The sequence below is a fragment of the Lyticum sinuosum genome (assembly GCF_034471385.1).
GTDB lineage: Bacteria > Pseudomonadota > Alphaproteobacteria > Rickettsiales > Midichloriaceae > Lyticum > Lyticum sinuosum.
Genome location: NZ_JARGYU010000003.1, coordinates 131783 through 154881, shown reverse-complemented (window position 1 = coordinate 154881; position 23099 = coordinate 131783). Strand labels below are relative to the sequence as shown.

Here is a 23099-nt window from a genome sequence, read left to right as displayed (position 1 = left end):
AAAAAGTATAGTAAAATTATTAAAGTTATAATTTTTACTTAGTTAAATTATTGAGTCATTAAATTTTTTATCAAGTTTTTATAAAATTTTTTATTTATTTTCTTTTTGTATTAATAGATTAAAATAGATTATATTTGTACTTGTTGTTGTTGTGCTGATGACTTATAACGAGAATATAAGTTTTTAATACCTTCTATACCTCTAGCCACCAATTCACCTACAATTGCACAGACTAATAATGCGAAAGTACAAATAATAGCAACAGCTAAACTATCAGCAATAGCTTTACGAAATCTTTCAGTAAGATTTTTATCAATAGATACTTTTATAGTCATAGTATTTTTTTATATTAATAAATTAAAATGGATTATATTTGTACTTGTGGTTGTACTGATGACTTATAACGAGAATATAAGTTTTTAATACCTTCTATACCTCTAATCACCAATTTACCTACAATTGCACAGACTAATAATGCGAAAGTACAAATAATAACAACAGCTAAACTATCAGCAATAGCTTTACGAAATCTTTCAGTAAGATTTTTATCAAGATAATAACCAATTTTTCTACTTGCAGCAAGTATAGCTCCACCTGTTATTATTCCACAAGCAACCATAGCTAAGTCTAGATTATCTCCAATGATAGCAATTCCCACTGTAGCACCTATTATTCCACCAATAGCAACTATTTTAGATACTTTTATAGTCATAGTATTTTTTTGTTTTAATAGATTAAAATAGATTATATTTGTGCTTGTGGTTGTTGTGCTGATAACTGAGAATGCTTAATTTTTTCAATAGCTTCTATACCTCTAAGTATCAATTCCAATATAACTACACTGATTAATAATAGAGAAGCAATAGTAGCAGCAAAAGCTAAATTATCATGTTTAGTACATTTACTAATAGGATTAGTTTCTTCAGTAATTGCAAGTATTATAGTACCACCTATAGTACCTAATGTCGTCAGAATAGCAATAACACTCGCTGCTATCTCTTTCTTTAAGAACTCATATATTCTTATAGTCATAGTATTTTTTTGTATTAATAGATTAAAATGGATTATATTTGTACTTGTTGTTGTTGTGCTGATGACTTATAACGAGAATGTAAATTTTTAATACCTTCTATACCTCTCATCACTAATTCAGTTACAATTGCAGAGATTAATAATACAGAACTACAAATAACAGAGAAAGCTAAACTATTAGAAATATCACGACCAACTGTTTGAGGAATATTTTTATCTAACTGTGTTAAAAGAATATTAATAAGATCATAACCAAATTTTTTACTTTCAGTAACTGTAATTACACCTATGATCATTGCAAGAATAGAAAAAATAGCTGATTTTAGCCGCCTCTCTTTATCTGTGTTTATGATAGCAATTCCAAGAGTTATACCTATTATTCCACCAATAGAAGTACCAGATAATTCAAGTATTTTTATAGTCATAGTATTTTTTTGTATTAATAGATTAAAATGGATTATATTTGTGTTTGTGGTTGTTGTGCTGATGACTTATAACGAGAATATGCTATTGTTCCAACTACAATACCTATAACCATCACTATAGAGATTAATATTATAGAAGTAGCTAAAGCAATAATAGCTAAACTACAAGAAGTATCACCACTGAATCTTCCAGGAAACTTTTTATCAATTAAATGGGTTAAACCTTTAACACATCTATTCATAGGATTAGTTTCTTTAGTAGTGCAAACATTTATAGTTGGCATTGTAAAAGATACAAAAATTAGTGTAGGAGCAAAGATTATAAATGCTATTCCCATCACATTATCCTTCCATTTTAAGATTTCTAATTCCCCTTTGAATTCTGTCACACCTTTTGCCCATTTTCCTGTTATATCAGATAATACTTCTCCAATATTAGATAATTTTTCTCTCATAGTATTTTTTTTTAAATTATATTATTATTTAATGAACTCATTAACTAAAGACTATAAAATATTTTATATCAGTAGTTAATAAAAAAGATATAATATTTTAAATATTAAATTAATTCAAGTATTTTTCTATTTTTACAGAAAATTTATAAGAGATCATATTATAAATAAAAAATTATCATATTTATTATAAAATAATGAAAAATAATTTAAAAAATTACTCTTTTACTCCTTTACAATCAACTTTATTAGCTTGTCGTATTATTATAGTATATATTTTATTATTTGGTTTTATTCTAAATATTTTAATGTTGGCTGCTCCAATATATTCAATGCAAGTTCTAGATAGAGTATTATCAAGTGGAAATATTAACACATTAATAGGATTAACCATTGTTATAATTTTAGCATTTATTTTAACGGCTGGAATTCAGGGAGCGAGAAGCTTTGCTTTAAATAGAATGGGAATATGGTTTGAAAAACAAATGTCAGAATTATTGTTTCGTAATTCTGTAAAAATGTCTTCAACAATAAAGGGGAGCGCTAATAGTCAACAATTGAGAGATCTTCAAATTATAAAAAGTTTTATAATTAGTCAGTCTGTAATTATTATAATGGATTTACCATGGTCGTTAATATTTTTATTAACTTTATTTTTTTTGCATACTTACATTGGATTTTTAGCTCTTTTTGGTGGAATTATCTTAATTACTATTGGAATCATATCAGATAAAATAAATAGTAAAATTATACAAAAAAATAATGAAAATTTTTTAAAAAGCATGAGTTATGTTGAAGAATCTAATCATAATGCTGAAGTCATAGAGGCTATGGCTATGATGCCTAACATCATAAATTCTTGGCAGAAGTTAAATAATATTGTTCATGAAACACAATCATATAGCAATGAGAGTCAAATAATATTCTCTGAAATAATAAAGGTTATAAGATCTATTTTACAAATTGCAGTAACTGGTCTTGGTGCATATTTAACAGTTCAAGGAGAGTTTTCATCTGGTGCAATTATAGCAAGTTCAACTTTAATGAGTAAAGCACTTGGGCCATTTGAAATAGCAATTAATACTTGGAAAAAATTTGTGAATTGTAGACAAAGTTATGAAAGAATTAATATGCTATGTAAAGAATATGATACAGATAAATTATTAATAGATTTAAGAGAAATAAAAGGAGATATAAGACTAGAAAATATATCTATAACAAATCAAAATAGTGGGCATTATATATTACAAAATATTGATTTTTATTTAAATTCTGGAAATATTTTAGTGATTATTGGTGAAAGTGGATCTGGAAAAACTTCATTAGCCAAATTATTAGTTGGAATATCAAGCCCAACTTCTGGGATTATCAGAATAGATGGAATAAATTTAAAGGATATAAAAAAAAGCTCATTTGGGAATAATATCGGGTATCTTCCACAAAACGTTGAGCTATTTAGTGGTACAATTCTTCAAAATATTGCTCGTATGTGTGAGAATCCAAATTATGATGAGGTAATTTATGCTGCTAAGATGGCTGGTGCACATGATATGATATTAGGTTTACCAAATGGATATAACACAAACATAGGATTTGCTGGATCTTCACTATCTGGTGGTCAAAAACAAAGAATTGGATTAGCTAGAGCTTTTTATAAAAACCCTAAGATTCTTATACTGGATGAACCAAATGCTAGTTTAGATGCTCATGGCGATAAAGCATTAATTAATGCAATTCAATATGCTAAAACTAAAAATATAACAGTTATAGTTATATCACATAGAAATACAATTTTATCAGTAGCAGATAAAATTGCTATTATTCATAAAGGAAATTTAGTAATTTTTGGTGATAAAGATGAAGTAATAAAAAAAATGCAAGAATCTAATAATATACTAATTTCAACTGCATTAGAAAAAAAATAATTATATTTTTTTAAATATGTTAAATAATAATGAAAATTATAATAATCAACTGATTTCTTTAAGAGATTATATTAATAAACCAATAAAATTAGCTTATTTTTTTATAATTATTGCTATATCTATTTTTTTTATTTGGGGATGTTTTGCAAAATTAGATAGTGCAATAATAGCTAGAGGAGTAGTAATAATTGCAGGTAATCGTAAAGAAGTACAACATTACGAAGGAGGAATAATATCAAAAATTTTAGTCGAAGAAGGGCAAAAAGTTAAATCAGGAGATATATTAATGATTCTAGATAAATCATCAATAGAAGGTATTTTACACACAACACTAACTTTATTAAGATCGAGAATAGCAATAGAAAAAAGGCTTATAGCTGAAATAACTAATTTAGATAATATTAGTTTTGATCATAATCTTTTAAAAGGAGTAGATAAAGAAGTTGAAATAATAAAAAATAATCAAATTAATATATTTTTAACAAAAAGAAATGAATTTGAAAGTAATATGTTGTCATTTAATGAAGAAAAATCAAAAATCTTTATTAATATTAATGGAATTAAAAAACAACAAGATATATTTCAAGATAATTTGAAAATACAAGAAGAAAAATTAAGTGATATTAAAAAATTATATGAAAAAGATGTTATAAGTAAACATAACATGCTATCTATACAAAGAGAATATCAAGAAATGCAAGCAAGAGTGGCTTATTTAAAAGATCAAGAGTTAACTCTTAATCAAGATTTAGAAAAACTTAAAGCAAATATTGCATCATTTAAAAATAAATATTATACAAATTTATCTAAAGAATATGAAAATAATCATCTTGAAATTATTGATTTAGAAGGTAAATATAAGCACTATCTTAATATTTTAGATAGAACAAATATAAAAAGTAGTGTTTCTGGTATAGTAACTGATCTAAAAGTTCATACAATAGGAGGAATAATTCGACCAGGAGAAACACTTATGTATATAGTTCCAGATACAGATAATTTTATTATTGAAACTAATATAGCTCCACATGAAATTAGTAATATAAAAGTTGGTAATCTAGCTAAAGTTAGTTTGGATTCATATAAGCAGCGTTTAGTACCACGTTTATCCGCAGATATTATATATATTTCTGCAGATAGTTTGAAATCTGAAAAAGGATCTACAGGATTAAAAGAATATTATATAGTGAGATTAAAAATTAAACCAGAATCTTTAAAATCAATAAATTATGATGTAAAATTATATCCTGGAATGCCAGTTACTGCTTTTTTAATTAGAGGAACTAGAACATTTATGGAATACATGTTATCACCTATTATTGAATCTTTTCATAAAGCATTTAAGGAACAATAAATAATATTGAAAAATAATAAAAAAATAAGAAGATATTTTTATATTTCTATCTAAATAAAGTAATTTAATTATCTGTTACAGGTAGTTTTGTCGCATTACAAGTATTTTCAATATTAGTTGAATTTGTTGAGTTTTGAGAATTTTCTTCAATATTAATATTTCTATCTAAATAAAGTAATTTAATTATCTGTTACAGGTAGTTTTGTCGCATTACAAGTATTTTCAATATTAGTTGAATTTGTTGAGTTTTGAGAATTTTCTTCAATATTAATATTTTCACTAAGTTTATTTTGATTTAGTTTATCATTATATATCTCATTATCTGGCTTCTTATTATTTCCTTTATGTAAATCATCAACTTTATGATAATTATTCAATTTATTATTTCTTATATTAGAAATAATTGCGGTTGCTTGTCCTATTATACTTGCAATATCAGAAGGATTTGTTGGAATAATCATAGTATTATTTTGTTTTGCCAACATAGAAAAGGCATTAATATAATTATCTGCTAGTCTCATATTTACTGCTTCATATCCATTATCACTATGCATAGCTCTTGCAATACTTTCAATTGCAACGGCATTAGAATTTGCTAAATTTATTATAGCTTCTCCCTCTCCTTTAGCTTGATTAATTCTTTGTGTCATATTTGCTTCAGATGCTAGAACTATCTCTACTTTCTTTCCTTCTGCAATATTTACCATAGATTGTTTTTTTCCTTCTGATTCTAATATTTCAGCTCTTTTTTGTCTTTCAGCTGCAACTTGTGTTTCCATTGCTCTTAAAACATTTGTTGGAGGTTTTATATCTCGTATTTCATAACGCATACATTGTATTCCCCAAGCTTTAGCTGCATCATTAATGATAGATACTATTTGTGTATTTAATATTTCTCTTTCTTCAAAAGTTGTATCCATTGTTAATTTTCCTATTGCAGATCTAACAGAAGTTTGAGCTAACTGTGTTGCAGCGTAGTATGGGTTTTCTACACCATATGATGCATCAACTGGATTTATAATTTTCACATAAATCATACCATCAACCATTAATGTAACATTATCTTTTGTTATTGCTGCTTGCTCTGTAACACTAATAGCTCTTTCTTTCATTGTATGTTTATAAGCAACTTTATCAATAAAAGGAATAATAAAACTTAATCCAGCTTCTAAAGATAAATTATATTTACCAAAACGCTCAATAATCCATACTTGCTGTTGAGGAACTATCTTAAAGCCAAATGTACAAATTATACCAATTATTATGAATATTATAACTATAGGATCCATGTTAAGTTATTAATTTTAAGTTTATATAGTTCATATAAAATAAATATAATACTCTTATTTAAGATTATCAATTTATTTTAAATCTTATTTTAAATCTTTCAATTAGGATATTATTAATACTAGAACTACTAAATTTTTTTTATTTCTTATTAAACACTATATATAATTTATAACAATATTATTATATTACTAATAAGGTATATTTATAGTATTTTTGATAAAATTTTTAATTTTATATACAATTACTGTACATTAATCATTGTCAAACTAATATTTTTATTATAAATGATATAATAATATTTGTAATATATATTTTTAATAAAAAAACAATGAGAGAAATTATATCAGACGTTATAAATGGTAAATTTATTATTATTTTAGATGATGAAAGTAGAGAGAATGAAGGTGATTTAGTAATTTCAGGTAGTCTAGTTAATCACGAATCTATATCTCTTATGTCGAAGTTAGGAGGAGGTGTCCCTGTTGTAGCAATTAGTCAATCAATAGCAACAAAATTAGATTTAAAGATTTTAGAACGTAGAAATATATCAGAAAATGGCGCTATGTATGCACAAACAGTTGATGCAAGATATGGTTTAACAGGTAATGGGTGTTCTACTCATGATAGAGCTTTAACTATTCAAACTTTAGCAAATCCACTAACTACAGTTGATGAAATAACAACACCAGGACATGTTATGACTGTTATAGGTCATAAAGATGGCTTAAATGCAAGACTAGGTCATACGGAAGCTTCAATATCTTTAATGAAAATAGCAGGATTTTCAGAAGTAGCACTAATATGTGAAGTTATAGGAGATCATGGTAATCCACTTAAAGGTATATCACTAATGAAATTTGCTGATTATCATGAAATTAAAATTACTACTATAGATAACATAAAATCTTATAAATAATTTTAATTATTATTAAAATTAAATTAATTAATAAAAATAAATAATAATATTATATTAAATAACAAAATATGCAAAAAGAATTAGAAATTATAAATAATGTAAATCAAGAAGAAGAATTAGAAATTATAAATAATGTAAATCAACAAGAAGAATTAGAAATTATAAATAATGTAAATCAAGAAGAAGAATTAGAAATTGTCAAATTTAATATCACTAATAAAATAATTAATAATGATAAAAATAAACTATATTCTACGATTTTTATTTTATATAATATATCAATGGAACTATCAGAACGTTATATTAATTATACTAATTACATTAATTGCATAAAAAGCAATAATAATATTTCAGATAAAAAAAAATTCTTAAAATTCTTAAAAGATCATAATGATATCACAAAAAAAATAAAGGGTTATTTTGAAGAAATCACTGATACAATATTAAATATTAACAAAGAACAAAAAAAAAATAATGATGATAAAAATACTGATTTACTAGATGATTTTATAAAAAGATCGAAATTTTTTAAAAAAAATAATCAACAGTCGCAAGAATTGCAAGATTTATCAAAAGTACAAAATACTCAAGAATTAAAAGAATTATCAGAAATGATGATAAAAATTGCATTTTATATAGAAAATGAATTTATTCTAGAAAAATTTGAAGTTAATATAGATAGAAGTAGTTTTTATAAAAAAATTTGTAAATCTTTATTAAAATTAAAAGAAACATTAATTTTAAAAGTATTAAATAAAGATACATTAATTAAATTATTTTTAGTTTTTAAATCCATATTTAAAACTATAAAATATGCTACTTTAGTAACTTTTATACCTATTATTACTTTAGGCTTAATACATTACTTGAATTATTCTTTCGTTATAATATTACCATCTCTTCTTATATCTAGATTTATAGCTTCTGCTTTAAATAAGAATTTAGAAATAGATTTCAAATTTGATAATGTTTTTTCTCAGAAATTTAAATTTACTGACTATATAAATATTATTATTGGTATAGCAGATACAATAATAAATACTTGTACTTATCAAATATTAAAAAGTATTTATGATGAATTTAAAGAAAAATACAAAAGATTGCATTATGCAAAATTTGGAGAAGAAAATGATGAAAACGTTGATAAATTATTTACATTTGAACCTAAAGTCAGTAAAGAATCAACACAAAAACTGAGAAAATGCTTTAAAATATTAAAACAGAGAAGATGTTATAAGCATGATAAAAGTTATTCATATCATAAATTATCTTCTATAAATATAAATTGTTATAATAAGGTTTTAATGATCACATAAAGTTAAATTTTATAATATTTATAATATAAAAATAACATTATAGTATATAAATTAGATACATAACATATAGAATATATAATATGATTTAATATTTTATTTTTACTATTATTAATTATTTTTCTATTGAAATAATATTAATATATTATCAAATAATTAAAATTTTTTATTTAAACTTAAACATTTTATTTATACCGCGCCAGAATTTAATGCGTGATACTGCAGGGAATCCTACAACAGATTCCCCTTCTTCTAATGAGTTAATTACTCCACTTTTGGCACCAATTGAAACATTATTTCCTATTGATATATGACCTGCTATTCCTGCTTGGCCTCCTATTTTCACATTATTTCCTATATTAGCGCTTCCTGCTATACCAACTTGCCCACATATAAAACATGAATTGCCAACTATTACATTATGACCTATTTGACATAGATTATCTATTTTAGTTTCATCTCCTATAATCGTACCACTCAAAACACCACGATCTATACATGTATTGCATCCTATTTCGGTATTATTTCCTATTTTTACAAATCCGACATGAAGTATCTTATTAATGATAATTTTTGAATTATTTTTTTCTAATTGATTTTTTGCATTAAAATCTACATCTATAGTATAACCAAATCCACTTTGACCTATTTTAGCTCCAGATCTTATTATAGATCCATTTCCTACAACTGTCGATTGTAATATAACATAATCTTCTATAACTACATCATCATTTATAATAACTCCAGGTCCAACTATTGAATATCGACCAATAGTTACATTATTACCAATAATACTATTCTCACATATAATTGCTGTATTATCTATTGATGAGTTTTTTCCAATTTGAGATGTAATATTGATATTAGAATTATTATTATTATGATTATATAATGAATAACGATTAGAATAGAGCAAATCTATAGTTAAAGAATAAGCTAGCTGTGGATTTATATTTAAAATAGGAATTATTGTTTCTGGGATATATTCAGCAAGGTCATAACTAACAAAACAAGCAGGAACATTACTTTGTTTTAAATTTTCAATATAAGATAAGTTATATAAAAATGTAATACTTGTATTAGTTGCGTTTCTTATGTCTCTTATATTAAAAATTAGAATTTTATCTAATAAATCTTCATTTAATTGATTTTTACAGTTTATACTAATATCAGATCCTGTTTTTAATATTATATCTTTAAGAGATATGGGATTATTAGTAATAGTAAATCTATTAAATATATCCTCATTACTTAAATTATTCATATTATTATCGATATTATTAATAGCCAAAAAAATTATTAATGATGATTAAATATATATAATCTTATATAAATATATATAATATTAAAAATATTATCAAATTATATATTTATTTATGCTTTACTTTCTATTTTCTTATTTTGTATATCATCTATTGCAGCTGAAATTGCCTCTGCAGCTAAAACAGAGCAATGAATTTTCACAGGCGGTAATCCTAATTCATCAGCAATTTGTTGATTATTAATCATTTTAGCATTATTTACACTCATACCCTCTATTTTAGAAGCTAAGTATGAACTAGAAGCAATTGCTGAAACACAACCAAATGTTTTAACTACTGCTTTTTCTATTATACCTTGATCATTGACTAATATCTGTAATTTCATAACGTCACCACATGAAGGTGCCCCTACTATTCCCGTTCCAACATCTGATCTTGATGAATCTAAAGATCCGATATTTTTAGGGTTATCAAATGTATTAATAATTTTTTCGTTATATGGCATATGTTAAATATAATTTTAGTAATTAAATAGTATAAATGAGATTAAAGATTTTATTTTAATAATAGATAAATTGCAATTTATTATTATGTTATTATGTATTTATAACTAATTTATATTTATATATAATAGCATACAACATTTAATTATATAATATTAATATGAATATTTAATAATAAATATTATTCGTGTACAATACTTGCTTTATCGATATAATCGATATATATATTATAACCTTCTAGTAATAAATGAGTATTATTCTCTTCTAGTAATAAACAAGCATTATTAGAATTTATATCTTTAGTGAAGATATTAAGTTCATTGATATGCCTTATATAAATAATAGAGTTATTTTTATCAATAGAGTTATTTTTATCATTTATATCTTTAATATATGCTTTTTCATCATATAAATGATTATTTTTAATGTTTACTTGATTATCTATTAATTTTATTTCTTCTAATTTTCCAATATTAAACGCATCTTCGCTTAATTTTTCAAATCCTTCATAAGATAGAGCTAGATTTTTATTTAATTCTTCAATATTGATTTTATTTTCTTCTTCAAAGATTTCGGTGTTATCACATTTATAATCAGAATACGGATCATAATAATTATAATCAGAATATGGATTATAATAATTGAAATAATCTATATTATTAGATTCAAGATAATGATTACCTTGTCTAAAATATGGTTGTACATTATCAATTTGATTTTCTAAATTATCATTAGATATGAGATTAAAGTCATTTGACATATATTATACTTATGTTTTAATAGTTAGTATATATTTTAATATTAAAATATATATGTTTTTTATAAAATAATAAATCAACTTTAGATTTTTAAGTAAATATACTATTTTTCACAAAAGTTGCAATAAAAATATATGTATAAAATTTTATAATATATCTAATAGTTATTATATTTTAATACTATAACAAAGCAAATTAACTAAAAAGAAATATATCATAATTTTTATAAATATTAATTTTATCAAATACTCTTATAAAAAAAATGACGTTTTATCATAAAGATTCAAAAAATAGTGTGATCTTCGATGAATCCATTAAATGGCATTCTCAAGAACCTAAAGGAAAATTGTCAATGACCCTACCAAAACCGATTAATGGACAATATGATTTAGCATTAGCTTACTCACCAGGAGTTGCAGCACCTTGTATGGAAATATATCAAAATCCTGAAATGGCCTATGAGTATACAGGTAAGGGTAGAACTGTAGCGGTTATTACAAATGGAACAGCTGTTTTAGGATTAGGAAATATTGGATCTTTAGCATCTAAACCTGTGATGGAAGGAAAATGTGCGTTAATGAAAAGATTTGCTGGCATTGATGCTGTTGATATATTAATCAATAGTGAGAACACAGATTTTTTAATAGATGTTATTTCATCTATATCAGGAACATGGGGTGGAATCAATTTGGAGGATATTAAAGCTCCAGAATGCTTTATTATAACAGAAGAAGTACAAAAAAGAGTTAATATTCCAGTATTTCATGATGATCAACATGGTACTGCAATTGTTGTTTTAGCTGGTCTTATAAATTCTTTATTACTTACTAAAAGAAATATTGATGATTGTAAAATTGTGATTAATGGCGCTGGTGCTGCAGCAATAGCATGTGCTAATTTAATAAAAAAAGAAGGATTTAATCCAAATAATATAATAATTTGTGATTCACGTGGAGTTATTTATAAAGGTAGAATCGATGGTATGAATAAATGGAAAGAAGAATATGCTGTTATCACAGAATCTAGAACATTGGAAGAAGCAATTGTTAATGCAGATATATTTCTTGGATTATCAGTAAAAGGGGCATTAACAAAAAAAATGGTTTCTCAAATGAAGAATGAACCAATAATATTTGCAATGGCAAATCCAGATCCAGAAATATCACCAGATGATGTAAAGGAAGTTAGAGATGATGCTATAATTGCAACAGGTAGATCAGATTATCCTAATCAAGTTAATAATGTTTTAGGTTTCCCATATATATTTCGTGCTGCTCTTGATGTAAGAGCTAGTCGTATAAATGATGAAATGCAAATTGCTGCCGCGCATGCAATAGCTCAACTAGCAAAAGATGATATTAATTTTTCGAAGTCTTATATAATACCATTACCATTTGATGAAAGATTAAAATATACTATACCTATTGCTATAGCTAAGGCTGCAGATGAAAGTGGTGTGTCTCGTAAAAAAATAGAAAATTTAATGTTATATAGAGATTTTTTAAAAAATCTTTAATATAATATCAATTTTTATTTTATATTAATCAATATAAAAATCATTGTAGAAATGCTAGAAAATGACAAATTGACTTTATTAATTTCATCTCCAGATACGAAAGTAAATGGTATAATTGCAGATAGTATTAAAATTTTATGTTATGATGGAGAAATGATGGTACTTCCCCAACATGAATCAATAACAGTTCTTCTTAAAATTGATGGAATTATTGAAGTTACACAGAATAATATAAATAGTAATAATATAAATACAATAAAAAAACTAATCTTTAAATTTATTAATGGTGGAATTGTTAATATAAATAACAATATTTGTACTGTAATTTCCACTATATTTGAACAAATTGATTAATTTTAAGATATTTTAAAATACTTAGAAAAATTATTAATATACTTAAAAAAATTATTAATAAAAATGGCAGTAGAGAATAAAATAAATAAAATTTGTAATAAATAATTAATTATTTGTTTTGTTATGGCAACAAAATCAATACCCGATAGTAATATCTATCATTTAATATCAAATAATAATAAAGCATCTTTTAATTATAATATAGAGGATGTTATAGAGACTGGTATAGTTTTAACTGGTAGTGAAATAAAGTCATTACGCAATTATAAAACTAATATAACTGATTCACATGCTATAGTTGAAAATGAAGAAGTATTTCTACATAATCTTCATATTAATGAGTATATTGAAGCTAATAGATATAATCATTACCCAAAGCGTCCTAAAAAATTACTTTTACATAAAAATCAAATTCGTAAACTCATTGGAACATTTAAAAAAAAGAATATAGCATTAATTCCATTGAAAATATATTTTAATCATAGAAATATAGTGAAAATTCTTCTTTCTATAGCAACAGGTAAAAAAAATCATGATAAAAGAGCTGCTATAAAAGAAAGAGATATAGAAAGATCACTTCGTAGAGGAATGGAATAAATAATAAAAAAATTATATATATTTACAATATTACTATATTAAGATCCCATAATAATTTTTATTGTCTTAAATTTCTATTATTTATGGGAAATAATTTAATTAAATGCTCAACATCATCACTTACTTTTAAATCCTCATTAAAAAAATCTATAGTAAGATGATCATGTAAATCTACATCTTTAATTTTAATCTTAGATATTTTTTTACTTGGATCATTTATATTATTGATATTATTATAATTTAACAAATCAGCAGAATAAGATTTTTTATCAATGTATTCTATATAATGTTTCTCTTGTGCTTTTTCATCATAAATTTTATTGAATCCTCTTATACTTTTATCATTACTAGGATTTGTAACAAAACCAATTCTATGAGGATTAATATCTATTCCACCACGCCTATTATAACGCGCCCATACTTTAAGAAATTTAGGTCTAAACATTCTCCATATATCTGTAAATATTTTCTCGACAGATTGTTCATGAAACATATTGAGATTTCTTGTACCAAGAATATATCTTGCTAAAATTGATAGACGTATTTTATCTCCAGAATAAACAATATACACTGTACCCCAATCTGGTTGTCCTGTAACTGGACACAAAGATCTAAGAAGCTTTGAATAACATCTATAATAAGTATTTTTTTTAATGCTATTTTTTAACTTAAATTTATTTATAAATATATCAAGATGGTCTTTTTTTAGAATTTCTTTGGGTGAAAGAGCAGTACTTCTTTTACAATATTTTCGCAGCGCATTATCTATACTCATAAATCCATCTTTTTTTGCTGCTACATCATCATTTACCATTGTAAAAATTGGAATATTATCATTCCAAGAAGTTGATTCATATAGTTTGACAAAAACAGGAGTTCCAATTCCTTTTGTTAAATCATTTGCAATAATTTTTTCTACGCTTTCAGTAGATTCAAATATAGTTTCACTAAATGAATTTAAATATAATTTTAATGATTTTGATTCTACAATAGATGGAGAAGAAGATGAATACATTATTTCACCTATTGCAATTATTGGTATACTATTTGTATCAAGCCAAGAAATCTCATATGCATTCCATAAATCAAATCCATACATAGATAAATTAAGATTTTTTTCTAAAAATAATTTATTATTAAATCTTGAAATATTTTTATTAAAATCATAATCATTTTGATCAAAATGGATATAAATATCTTTACGACCTGTTAACCTAGGAATAAAGCATAATAATTCAGAAGAATAATAAGAAATGTAAGGAGTATTTTTCCCTAAAGGAGATAAAGAGAGATTATGCATATTTTTATTTCATATTTTAAGTTTAAGTTCTACTCATTTATTTGTATGTTTAATAGACTTTTCTTACTAGTATTATTAGTGTTATATATAATGAATCAAGATATAGTTCAAAATTTTTAATTATCAATACTTAAATAGTAAAATTAGTAGATATAATTTATGCATTTTAAAAAATTTTTATATATTGTAACATAGTAATTTATATTCACATATCAATATTAAAATAAATAAGTTAGATGATAAGTATTAATTATATAAGGTTTATAAAAAATATAATAAAAAAAATAATAAAAACTACAGAAAAATTTACTATAAAATTTATCATATCAATATTAATTTATATAGTGATTACAGATGAAAGATATAATGCTTATGCATCTTATGATATATATGGCGATCATTGGCAGTGTATAAGTGCTATAAAGTTTTATGAGAAAAAATACTCATTACCTAAAAATCTTCTTTATAGTATTTCTATTGTTGAATCAGGTTATAATTATTTTGGCAATAAAGATCCTTTACCATGGCCATGGACTATAAATGCTTTAGGTAAATCTCATTACTTTAAAAATAAACAACAAGCTTTAAATTATCTAAAAAGATTATTAGATGCTGGACATACAAATATAGATATTGGTTGTACTCAAATTAATTGGATTCATCATAAACATCAATTTGGTAATAGTCCAAATAATATTTTAAATCCAATATATAATGTGGCATATGCAGCGCATTATTTAACAGAGCGTTATATTTCACAAAAAAACTGGAAAAAAGCAATAGGCCAATATCATTCATTTACGCCTCACCTTTCTTCTGCTTATAGCGAGAAAGTTTATAAGCGTATGAGTGAATTAGGAAGTAATATTTCTTATAGAAATCCTCATAATTCAAATTATTTATATAATAGATATAACATAGAACAATCTCTATTAAGTAATGAAAATTATAATTCTAATAATAGAAAACATAAACAAAGCTTTTCGCAAAAGTCTCAAAATATTACAAATAAAAATAATAATAAAAGTAGGGATATTTCTGAGCCTATGATGATAGCTACTAATATAAATCATAGAATACCTGATAATCATGGAATATCTGATAATCATAGAATGCTTGATAAGCATAAAATATCTGGCCATAATTATATAACTTTACCAAAAAATTAATTTTAATATAAAATTTTTTTATATTTATGCATAATTCAAATTCATCATTTATAAAAAATAATGAAAGTAAAAATATTGACGAAAATATTTATGATAAATATTTTTCTGATATATTATCTAATATAAAAAATGAAAAACGCTATCGTAAATTTACTTATTTAAACTATAGTGGTAGTACATTTCCAATTGCTACTGATTCATTAACTGGAAATAGATTAACTATATGGTGCAGTAATAATTATCTTGGTATGGCGCATAATGAAGATATTATTAGTCATCATCAAAAATCAATACAAAAATATGGGGTTGGAGCTGGTGGTACTCGTAATATATCTGGATCGAGTTCATCTCTGTTTGATTTAGAATTTACTTTGAGTAAGTTATATGATAAAGAATCAGCGATGGTTTTTACTTCTGGTTATATTGCAAATCAATCTACAATTGAAGCATTAGGCAAGATTATACCTAATGCTATAATCTTTTCTGATGAAGAAAATCATTCATCCATTATTCATGGTATAAGAGCAAGTAAATTACCTAAGCATATTTTTCCTCATAATGACATCATTGCATTACAAAAATATTTATCTGAATATCCCATAAATCAACCAAAAATTATTATTTGTGAATCAATATATTCAATGACAGGAACAGCAGCGCCTTTAAAAGATATTGTATCAATAGCTAAAGAACATAATGCTATTATATATCTTGATGAAGTTCATGCTGTAGGATTATATGGCAAAAATGGATCTGGTCTTGCCGAAGAATTGGGTCTAACAGATCAAATAGATATAATTCAAGGAACTCTTGGAAAAGCTTATGGTTTAGTCGGTGGATATGTAGTATCCACTAAAAATTGTATTGATACTATAATGGCTGTAGCACATGGTTTTATATTTACAACTGCTATTCCTCCAGCTATTGCTGAGACGGCATCATTTTGTATAAAAAAAATTAGTAATATTGATGGTCAAAATTTAAGAATAAAGCATAAAGAAAATATAAAATATCTAAAAAAAAGAATGGAAGATAAAAAAATACCATTTATTGATAATGGATATCATATAATTCCAATAATAGTTGGAGATTCTCAAAAAGCAGAAAAAATATCTTCTATATTAAAAAGTGATTATAAAATATATATACAACATATAAATTATCCAACTGTTCCTCGTGGTCAAGAAAGATTAAGAATTATACCAACACCTTTACATACTGTTGATATGATTGATAAACTTTGCGATGCATTGTACAAAGTATTAAAGTTATATAAAATTATATAAATATAATATTTATGATATAAAACTATATTATAATATATTTTTAATAAAAGATAATGCTATTCTATTATAAATAAAAGATAAAACTAAAAATACTTAAAATCATATCAAAAATATATAAATTATCTACTATTATCTATTATTAAGATTATAAATATAATTTATTATATTAGCAACTGCTTGATAATATATTTGTGTTATTTCATGATCTACTTTTATATTTGCATAAAGTGATTGTGCTAATGTTTTATTTTCAATAATAGGTATAAAATTATCTCTAGCTATTTTTTTCATTTCTAATGCAATTTCATCAACTCCTTTAGCTGTTACAATAGGAATTGACATTGTTTTATCATCATACTTAATTGCAACAGCATAGTGTGTAGGATTAGTTATTAAAACAGTTGCTTCTTTAATTGCTTTTTTCATATTATTTCTCAATCTTTTTCTCGCTATTTGTCTTAATTTGCTTTTTATCTTAGGATCTCCTTCATTTTGTTTATGCTCATCCTTTATCTCTTGTTTTGACATTTTCATATCAGTGTAATATTTATATCTTTGATATAAATAATCTAATATTGATAGAAAAAACATAACTATTATAACAGTTGATAGCATTTTTCCTATACAAATTAGTATAATATCTAAAATTTCTTGTGATAAAAGATTTTTTGATATAAAAATATTATTTATTTCTGGTAAAATTGTACGATATAATGCTATTCCAACTATAATTATTTTTATTATACCTTTTAACATTTCAACTAACGTATTAATTGAAAAAATTCTCTTAGCACCATTTATAAGAGAAATACGATCTAATTTAGGCGATATATTTTTCGGAGAATAAATAAATCCATGTTGTATTATAGATGATATAATTCCGCTTAAAGTAAATGGAATTATTATAATTACAAGAAAAGTTATAAATTTTACGAAAATACTACGAATTAGTGTCAATATTAAATTTTTATCAATTAAAATTGAATTTGTATATAAATTCAATAAATCATCATAAATTACTAATGATAAATTAGGAATAATCCATTTTATAACAATAGCAGCAGTAATAAATGAAAAAAGATTATTTATTTCTCTAGAAGAAAAAGTTTTTCCTTCTTCTCTAGATTTCTTGAGCTTTTGTTGAGTAGCATCTTCTGTTTTTTGAGATTTATCTTCTTCACTCATTATTATTTATATATTTTAATATATTTATTATACTCATATATTTTTATTATATTTTAATAATACTATAATTTTAACTATAAAAATTTAATAATTAATACTAATTTACTATTTTTTCTCATTAAAAAAGTTAATCATTGAATCATTATTATTTAGTTGTAAAAATTTTAATCCTAATCTTTTAAAAAGATTTATATCTCTATCAGGCATAGAATTTTCAGCAGTTAATAATTTTTCTCCATAAAAAATTGAATTAGCTCCTGCTAAAAAACATAAAGCTTGCATTTCATCAGACATGTTTTGACGTCCAGCTGATAATCTAATAAATGAATTAGGTAACATAATCCTACAAAGAGCAATAGTTTTAATAAAATCAAATGAATCAACATTCTCTTGATTAGCAAGTGGAGTACCAGGAATTTTTATTAATTTATTTATAGGAACTGATTCTGGTTGAATATCGAGATTAGCAAGAATAACTAACATCTTAATTCTATCTTGATTTGTCTCTCCCATTCCAATAATACCACCACAACAAACCTTAATTCCAGCTTTTCTAACATTTTCAATAGTATTTATTCTATCTTGGAAAGTTCTTGTAGTGATAATTTTTTCATAAAAATCATCAGATGTATCAATATTATGATTATAAAAATCTAATCCAACTTCTTTAAGTTGTTCTGCTTGATTGTCATTCAACATACCCAATGTAACACATGTTTCTAAACCTATTTTTTTTATCTCTGTTATCATCTCACAAACAATATCTAAATCTTTTTTATTAGGACTTCTCCATGCAGCACCTAAACAGAAACGAGTTGCACCTACTTCTTTAGCATGAAGTGCTGCTTTTACAACTTCATCAATCTCCATTAACCTTGTTTTTTCTAAATTAGTTTTATAATGTGCTGATTGTGGGCAATAAGAACAATTTTCTGGACACCCACCGGTTTTTATATTTAGAAGTGTACTAACTTGTAAATGGTCTGGATTAAAACTTTTTCTATGTATTGTTTGTGCTTTATGCATTATATCATTAAAAGGAAGATCAAATATATTTTTTGCTTCTTCTACACTCCATTTAGTCATAATAATAAAATAAAATTAATAAAAATGATAAAAAATAATAATTCTTTAATATTTTAAATATTTTGATATATATAATTATAATATTTTTTAGTTATAAAAATTATATATATAAAATAATATATAATATCCAACAAATAAATAGAAATGACTAATATAAAAACTCATATAAATTTATATAATGATGAATTATCAACTCTAAAAAAAAAGGGATATTATCGCAAATTACCAGAAAAAGTTTATAATAAAAATAATATTGAAAGTAATAACTTTAATGATTCGAATTATAATTTAAATTTTTCAACTAATGATTATTTAAACCTTAGTCACCATCCAGAAATTATAAAAGCAGGATTTGATGCAATGAACAAATATGGTGTTGGTTCAACAGGATCTCGTTTACTATCCGGAAATATTTCATTATATGAAGAATTTGAAGAAATTATAGCAAAAAATAAAAATACCGAAAGTAGTATTATATTTAATTCAGGATTTCAAGCTAATATTACTGTTTTATCATCTTTACTTGATTACAGAGTTTTAAAATGTTACCCAATAGTTTTTTTTGATAAATTAAATCATTCTAGTTTATATCAAGCTATATTTTTAAGTAAAGCTGAATTACATCGTTACTATCATAATGATTTAAATCATTTAGTTAAATTAATGGAGAAATATAAATATGACATAAGGCCAAAATTCTTAGTAACAGAAACTGTTTTTGGTATGGATGGAGATGTTATTGATATAGAAAAAATTATATCTCTAACAAAAGAGTTTAATATATTACTTTACTTAGATGAAGCACATGCAACAGGGTTATTTGGCCCTAAAGGATATGGTTTATCTACTAGTATAAAAATGGATAATATAGATTATATTGTTATGGGAACATTTAGTAAAGCATTAGGAGTTAGTGGTGCTTATATTGCCTGTAGTTCTATTATTAAAGAATATTTAATAAATAAATGTCCAGGTATAATTTATTCAACAGCGCCGTCTCCAGCTGTAATTGGATGTTCATTTAAAAGTTGGCAAATGATTGAATTCATGAATAATGAACGTCTTTATCTTCAAGATTTAGCTAATATACTCAGATTAGAATTAAAAAACCTCGATTTTGATATAGGGGAATCAACAACACATATTATACCAATTATTCTTAATGATGAATATAAAACTCTTTATGCACAAAAAGAATTACTTAAAAATAACATTATCACTTCAGCAATTAGACCTCCCACTGCTAGTTCTTCACGTTTACGTATTGCTTTAACAACTAAACACAATTATAAAAGTATAGATCACTTATTAAAATATATCATAAAATTAATTAAGTAAAAATAAATAATAATATAAAAATGATAACAAAAAACAATAATATACAAAATAATGAATCTAAATTATCAACATTTGTAGATAATAGATTACCTAAAATAGCTATAGTTGGTAAACCAAATGTTGGTAAATCAACATTACTTAATAACCTTTGTCATAAAAAAATTGCTATTACAGATGATAGACCTGGCGTGACTCGTGATAGAAAATATTTCTCAGCTAATCTTCTTGGATGGGAATTTATTGCTATAGATACTGCAGGATGGGATATATCTGATCAAGCAAAAATTCATAAAGAAATGATTAATCAAACAATGATAGCAATAAAAGAGGCTGATGCTATAATATTCATTGTTGATGGAAAAAATGGTTTAAGTAGTTTGGATTTTGATTTTATAAAAGAAATCCGCAGAATAGGAAAAAAAATTATTCTTGTTGTAAATAAAACAGAAAGTAAAATATCAGTTACAATTAGTGAACTCTTTTCTCTTGGATTAGGGGATCCAGTTTTTATATCAGCTACACATAGTATAGGATTTAATTCACTTCACGACAGATTGATAGAAATTTTTCCTAAACAAATATATAGAAGAAGTAGAAATGCAAAACCTATTACAACTATTACAATATGTGGACAACCAAATGTTGGAAAATCAACAATATTTAATGTAATTCTGGAAGAAGAAAGAAGTATTGTAGATTCTCAACCAGGAACAACACGTGATTCAATATCTGCAACATATTTTAAAAATATAGAATCTAAAAATAAGATAAATTTTATTTCTGATGAAAAAATCACCAATATTCAATATACAAAAAATGATATTGCTATAAAAAATAATAATTATGAAAATATAGATAATAATAATATTTTTATAAATAGAAATGATAATATTAAAGAATATAGTGAAAATAATTCAGAAAACGATTATAATCTACAATCAGATAATCCAACAATAGTTGCAGAACTCTCAGAAATAGAACTTGTTGATACAGCAGGAATGAGAAGGAGATCTAAAGTTACTAATGAGAATTTTGAATTCAATTCTGTTGGACAAAGTATTGCTTCAATTAGACGTGCAGATGTTGTGATTTTAGTCATGGATGTACAAAAACCATTGAACAAACAGGATCTCAATATTGCAAAAATGATTGTTAATGAAGGTAAAGGCATAGTAATAGTATTTAACAAAATTGATACCATTAGTATAGAAGAACTCACAAAATTAAAAGAAGATGTTAAAGAAATATTACCTAATTTTATAAATGAAGTAATTTCTCCACCTATAATTTATACATCAGCTATAAATAGACAAAATGTGAAAGAAATTATTCAGATTTCACATATAATAAAAATATTATGGAAAAAATCTTTTAATACTGCATTATTGAATCGTTGGCTAAATATTATCACTAAAGATCATCCTCCTTCGCGTGGAAAAAACAATATTTTAGTAAAAATAAAATATATGAATCAAATAGCTACCCAACCTCCAACATTTCAATTATTTTCTAATACAGAATGTATAGCTGATAATTATATCAGCTATATAAGAAATAAAATGGCAGAAAAATTTAACTTATTTGGTATACCTTTAAGATTTATTTGTAAAAAAAGTTCTAATCCATATGTTGATAAAAAAATTAATAAATCTCTAAAACAATCTGTCACAAAAATCGTTAAAAATACAAAAATTTCTACTAAAAATAATAAATTATTATCAAAAACACAGAATTCTATAGTAAAAAACGATGCAGAATCTTTTAATCTTATCAAAAATAAAAAATCTGGTACTATAAAAAATAGATCAGAAATTTTAACTGATAAAAAAAAGCGATCTGAATTTAAATCAGAGCACAAATTATCTTCTGATCATTTTACTGATTCAATAACTCCAATCAAAAATACATATAAAACAATAAAAAAGAAAGATAATAAAAAAATTAATACAAAAGAAAGATCTTTAATTAGATATAAATCTAGAAAAACTAGAAGAAATCAAAAGACTGATAAAAATTAGTTATAAATACTCAATAAATA

21 protein-coding genes and 2 pseudogenes are annotated in these 23099 nt (G+C 24.0%); 11 read left to right on the top strand and 12 right to left on the bottom strand.

Going from position 1 to position 23099, the window contains the following annotated elements; genetic code table 11:
- Positions 1 to 128: 128 nt before the first annotated feature.
- Genes Lyticum_RS03930 through Lyticum_RS03910 form a run of 5 tightly spaced genes read right to left on the bottom strand, consistent with a single transcriptional unit; the run spans position 129 to position 1912 of the window.
- Complete coding sequence (locus Lyticum_RS03930; protein ID WP_322499028.1) at positions 129 to 335, bottom strand: hypothetical protein; 207 nt, start codon at positions 333 to 335, stop codon at positions 129 to 131.
- 32 nt (positions 336 to 367) lie between these two features.
- A complete protein-coding gene (locus Lyticum_RS03925; RefSeq protein WP_322499027.1) occupies positions 368 to 712 on the bottom strand; it encodes a hypothetical protein in 345 nt (114 codons plus the stop codon).
- Positions 713 to 744: 32 nt separating this feature from the next.
- A complete protein-coding gene (locus Lyticum_RS03920; protein WP_322499026.1) occupies positions 745 to 1032 on the bottom strand; it encodes a hypothetical protein in 288 nt (95 codons plus the stop codon).
- A 32-nt stretch (positions 1033 to 1064) separates the two neighbouring features.
- Complete coding sequence (locus tag Lyticum_RS03915) at positions 1065 to 1457, bottom strand: hypothetical protein (RefSeq protein ID WP_322499025.1); 393 nt, start codon at positions 1455 to 1457, stop codon at positions 1065 to 1067.
- Positions 1458 to 1489: 32 nt separating this feature from the next.
- On the bottom strand, positions 1490 to 1912 hold the full coding sequence (locus tag Lyticum_RS03910) for a hypothetical protein (protein WP_322499024.1): 423 nt from the start codon (positions 1910 to 1912) through the stop codon (positions 1490 to 1492).
- 194 nt (positions 1913 to 2106) lie between these two features.
- Between Lyticum_RS03910 and Lyticum_RS03905 the strand changes: the two genes are divergently transcribed.
- Positions 2107 to 3834, top strand: coding sequence for a type I secretion system permease/ATPase (locus Lyticum_RS03905; protein WP_322499023.1), 1728 nt, complete (start codon positions 2107 to 2109; stop codon positions 3832 to 3834).
- A 16-nt stretch (positions 3835 to 3850) separates the two neighbouring features.
- Positions 3851 to 5188, top strand: coding sequence for an HlyD family type I secretion periplasmic adaptor subunit (locus tag Lyticum_RS03900; RefSeq protein ID WP_322499022.1), 1338 nt, complete (start codon positions 3851 to 3853; stop codon positions 5186 to 5188).
- A gap of 386 nt (positions 5189 to 5574) precedes the next feature.
- Here the strand turns inward: Lyticum_RS03900 and Lyticum_RS03895 are convergent.
- Positions 5575 to 6477 (bottom strand): annotated as a pseudogene (locus Lyticum_RS03895) (SPFH domain-containing protein); the annotation flags it as partial.
- Between the two features lie 329 nt (positions 6478 to 6806).
- Here Lyticum_RS03895 and Lyticum_RS03890 point away from each other — a divergent pair.
- Together Lyticum_RS03890 and Lyticum_RS03885 are read left to right on the top strand one after the other, a co-directional pair.
- Positions 6807 to 7394: a 3,4-dihydroxy-2-butanone-4-phosphate synthase gene (locus tag Lyticum_RS03890; protein ID WP_322499021.1), complete on the top strand. Its 588-nt coding sequence runs from the start codon at positions 6807 to 6809 to the stop codon at positions 7392 to 7394.
- 68 nt (positions 7395 to 7462) lie between these two features.
- Positions 7463 to 8710 (top strand): hypothetical protein, encoded by a 1248-nt coding sequence (locus tag Lyticum_RS03885; RefSeq protein ID WP_322499020.1) that lies wholly within the window; start codon positions 7463 to 7465, stop codon positions 8708 to 8710.
- Between the two features lie 163 nt (positions 8711 to 8873).
- Here Lyticum_RS03885 and lpxD read toward each other — a convergent pair whose 3' ends face one another.
- The 3 genes from lpxD to Lyticum_RS03870 all read right to left on the bottom strand — a co-directional run bounded on the left by lpxD (position 8874) and on the right by Lyticum_RS03870 (position 11232).
- Entirely contained in the window at positions 8874 to 9971 is a 1098-nt protein-coding gene (lpxD, locus tag Lyticum_RS03880) for a UDP-3-O-(3-hydroxymyristoyl)glucosamine N-acyltransferase (protein WP_322499019.1), read from the bottom strand.
- Between the two features lie 110 nt (positions 9972 to 10081).
- Entirely contained in the window at positions 10082 to 10474 is a 393-nt protein-coding gene (locus Lyticum_RS03875) for an iron-sulfur cluster assembly scaffold protein (RefSeq protein WP_322499018.1), read from the bottom strand.
- A 179-nt stretch (positions 10475 to 10653) separates the two neighbouring features.
- A complete protein-coding gene (locus Lyticum_RS03870; RefSeq protein ID WP_322499017.1) occupies positions 10654 to 11232 on the bottom strand; it encodes a hypothetical protein in 579 nt (192 codons plus the stop codon).
- Positions 11233 to 11492: 260 nt separating this feature from the next.
- Here Lyticum_RS03870 and Lyticum_RS03865 point away from each other — a divergent pair.
- The 3 genes and pseudogenes from Lyticum_RS03865 to smpB all read left to right on the top strand — a co-directional run.
- Positions 11493 to 12725 (top strand): annotated as a pseudogene (locus tag Lyticum_RS03865) (malic enzyme-like NAD(P)-binding protein); the annotation flags it as partial.
- Positions 12726 to 12797: 72 nt separating this feature from the next.
- Positions 12798 to 13100 (top strand): hypothetical protein, encoded by a 303-nt coding sequence (locus Lyticum_RS03860; protein WP_322499016.1) that lies wholly within the window; start codon positions 12798 to 12800, stop codon positions 13098 to 13100.
- A 123-nt stretch (positions 13101 to 13223) separates the two neighbouring features.
- Positions 13224 to 13697 (top strand): SsrA-binding protein SmpB, encoded by a 474-nt coding sequence (smpB, locus tag Lyticum_RS03855; RefSeq protein ID WP_322499015.1) that lies wholly within the window; start codon positions 13224 to 13226, stop codon positions 13695 to 13697.
- A 58-nt stretch (positions 13698 to 13755) separates the two neighbouring features.
- Here smpB and Lyticum_RS03850 read toward each other — a convergent pair whose 3' ends face one another.
- On the bottom strand, positions 13756 to 14997 hold the full coding sequence (locus tag Lyticum_RS03850) for a hypothetical protein (protein WP_322499014.1): 1242 nt from the start codon (positions 14995 to 14997) through the stop codon (positions 13756 to 13758).
- Between the two features lie 344 nt (positions 14998 to 15341).
- Here Lyticum_RS03850 and Lyticum_RS03845 point away from each other — a divergent pair, with 344 nt between their 5' ends.
- Positions 15342 to 16166 (top strand): transglycosylase SLT domain-containing protein, encoded by an 825-nt coding sequence (locus tag Lyticum_RS03845; protein WP_322499013.1) that lies wholly within the window; start codon positions 15342 to 15344, stop codon positions 16164 to 16166.
- Between the two features lie 26 nt (positions 16167 to 16192).
- Positions 16193 to 17452, top strand: coding sequence for a 5-aminolevulinate synthase (gene hemA, locus Lyticum_RS03840; protein WP_322499012.1), 1260 nt, complete (start codon positions 16193 to 16195; stop codon positions 17450 to 17452).
- Positions 17453 to 17581: 129 nt separating this feature from the next.
- On the opposite strand, the gene flhB is transcribed toward hemA, so the two are convergent.
- Positions 17582 to 18637, bottom strand: coding sequence for a flagellar biosynthesis protein FlhB (flhB, locus tag Lyticum_RS03835; protein WP_322499011.1), 1056 nt, complete (start codon positions 18635 to 18637; stop codon positions 17582 to 17584).
- A gap of 105 nt (positions 18638 to 18742) precedes the next feature.
- Positions 18743 to 19729: a biotin synthase BioB gene (bioB, locus tag Lyticum_RS03830; RefSeq protein ID WP_322499048.1), complete on the bottom strand. Its 987-nt coding sequence runs from the start codon at positions 19727 to 19729 to the stop codon at positions 18743 to 18745.
- A 138-nt stretch (positions 19730 to 19867) separates the two neighbouring features.
- Here bioB and Lyticum_RS03825 point away from each other — a divergent pair, with 138 nt between their 5' ends.
- Together Lyticum_RS03825 and Lyticum_RS03820 are read left to right on the top strand one after the other, a co-directional pair.
- Positions 19868 to 21061: an aminotransferase class I/II-fold pyridoxal phosphate-dependent enzyme gene (locus Lyticum_RS03825; RefSeq protein ID WP_322499010.1), complete on the top strand. Its 1194-nt coding sequence runs from the start codon at positions 19868 to 19870 to the stop codon at positions 21059 to 21061.
- A 20-nt stretch (positions 21062 to 21081) separates the two neighbouring features.
- Positions 21082 to 23079, top strand: a complete 1998-nt coding sequence (locus tag Lyticum_RS03820) for a ribosome biogenesis GTPase Der (RefSeq protein ID WP_322499009.1) — start codon at positions 21082 to 21084, stop codon at positions 23077 to 23079.
- The last annotated feature ends 20 nt before the right edge of the window (positions 23080 to 23099 follow it).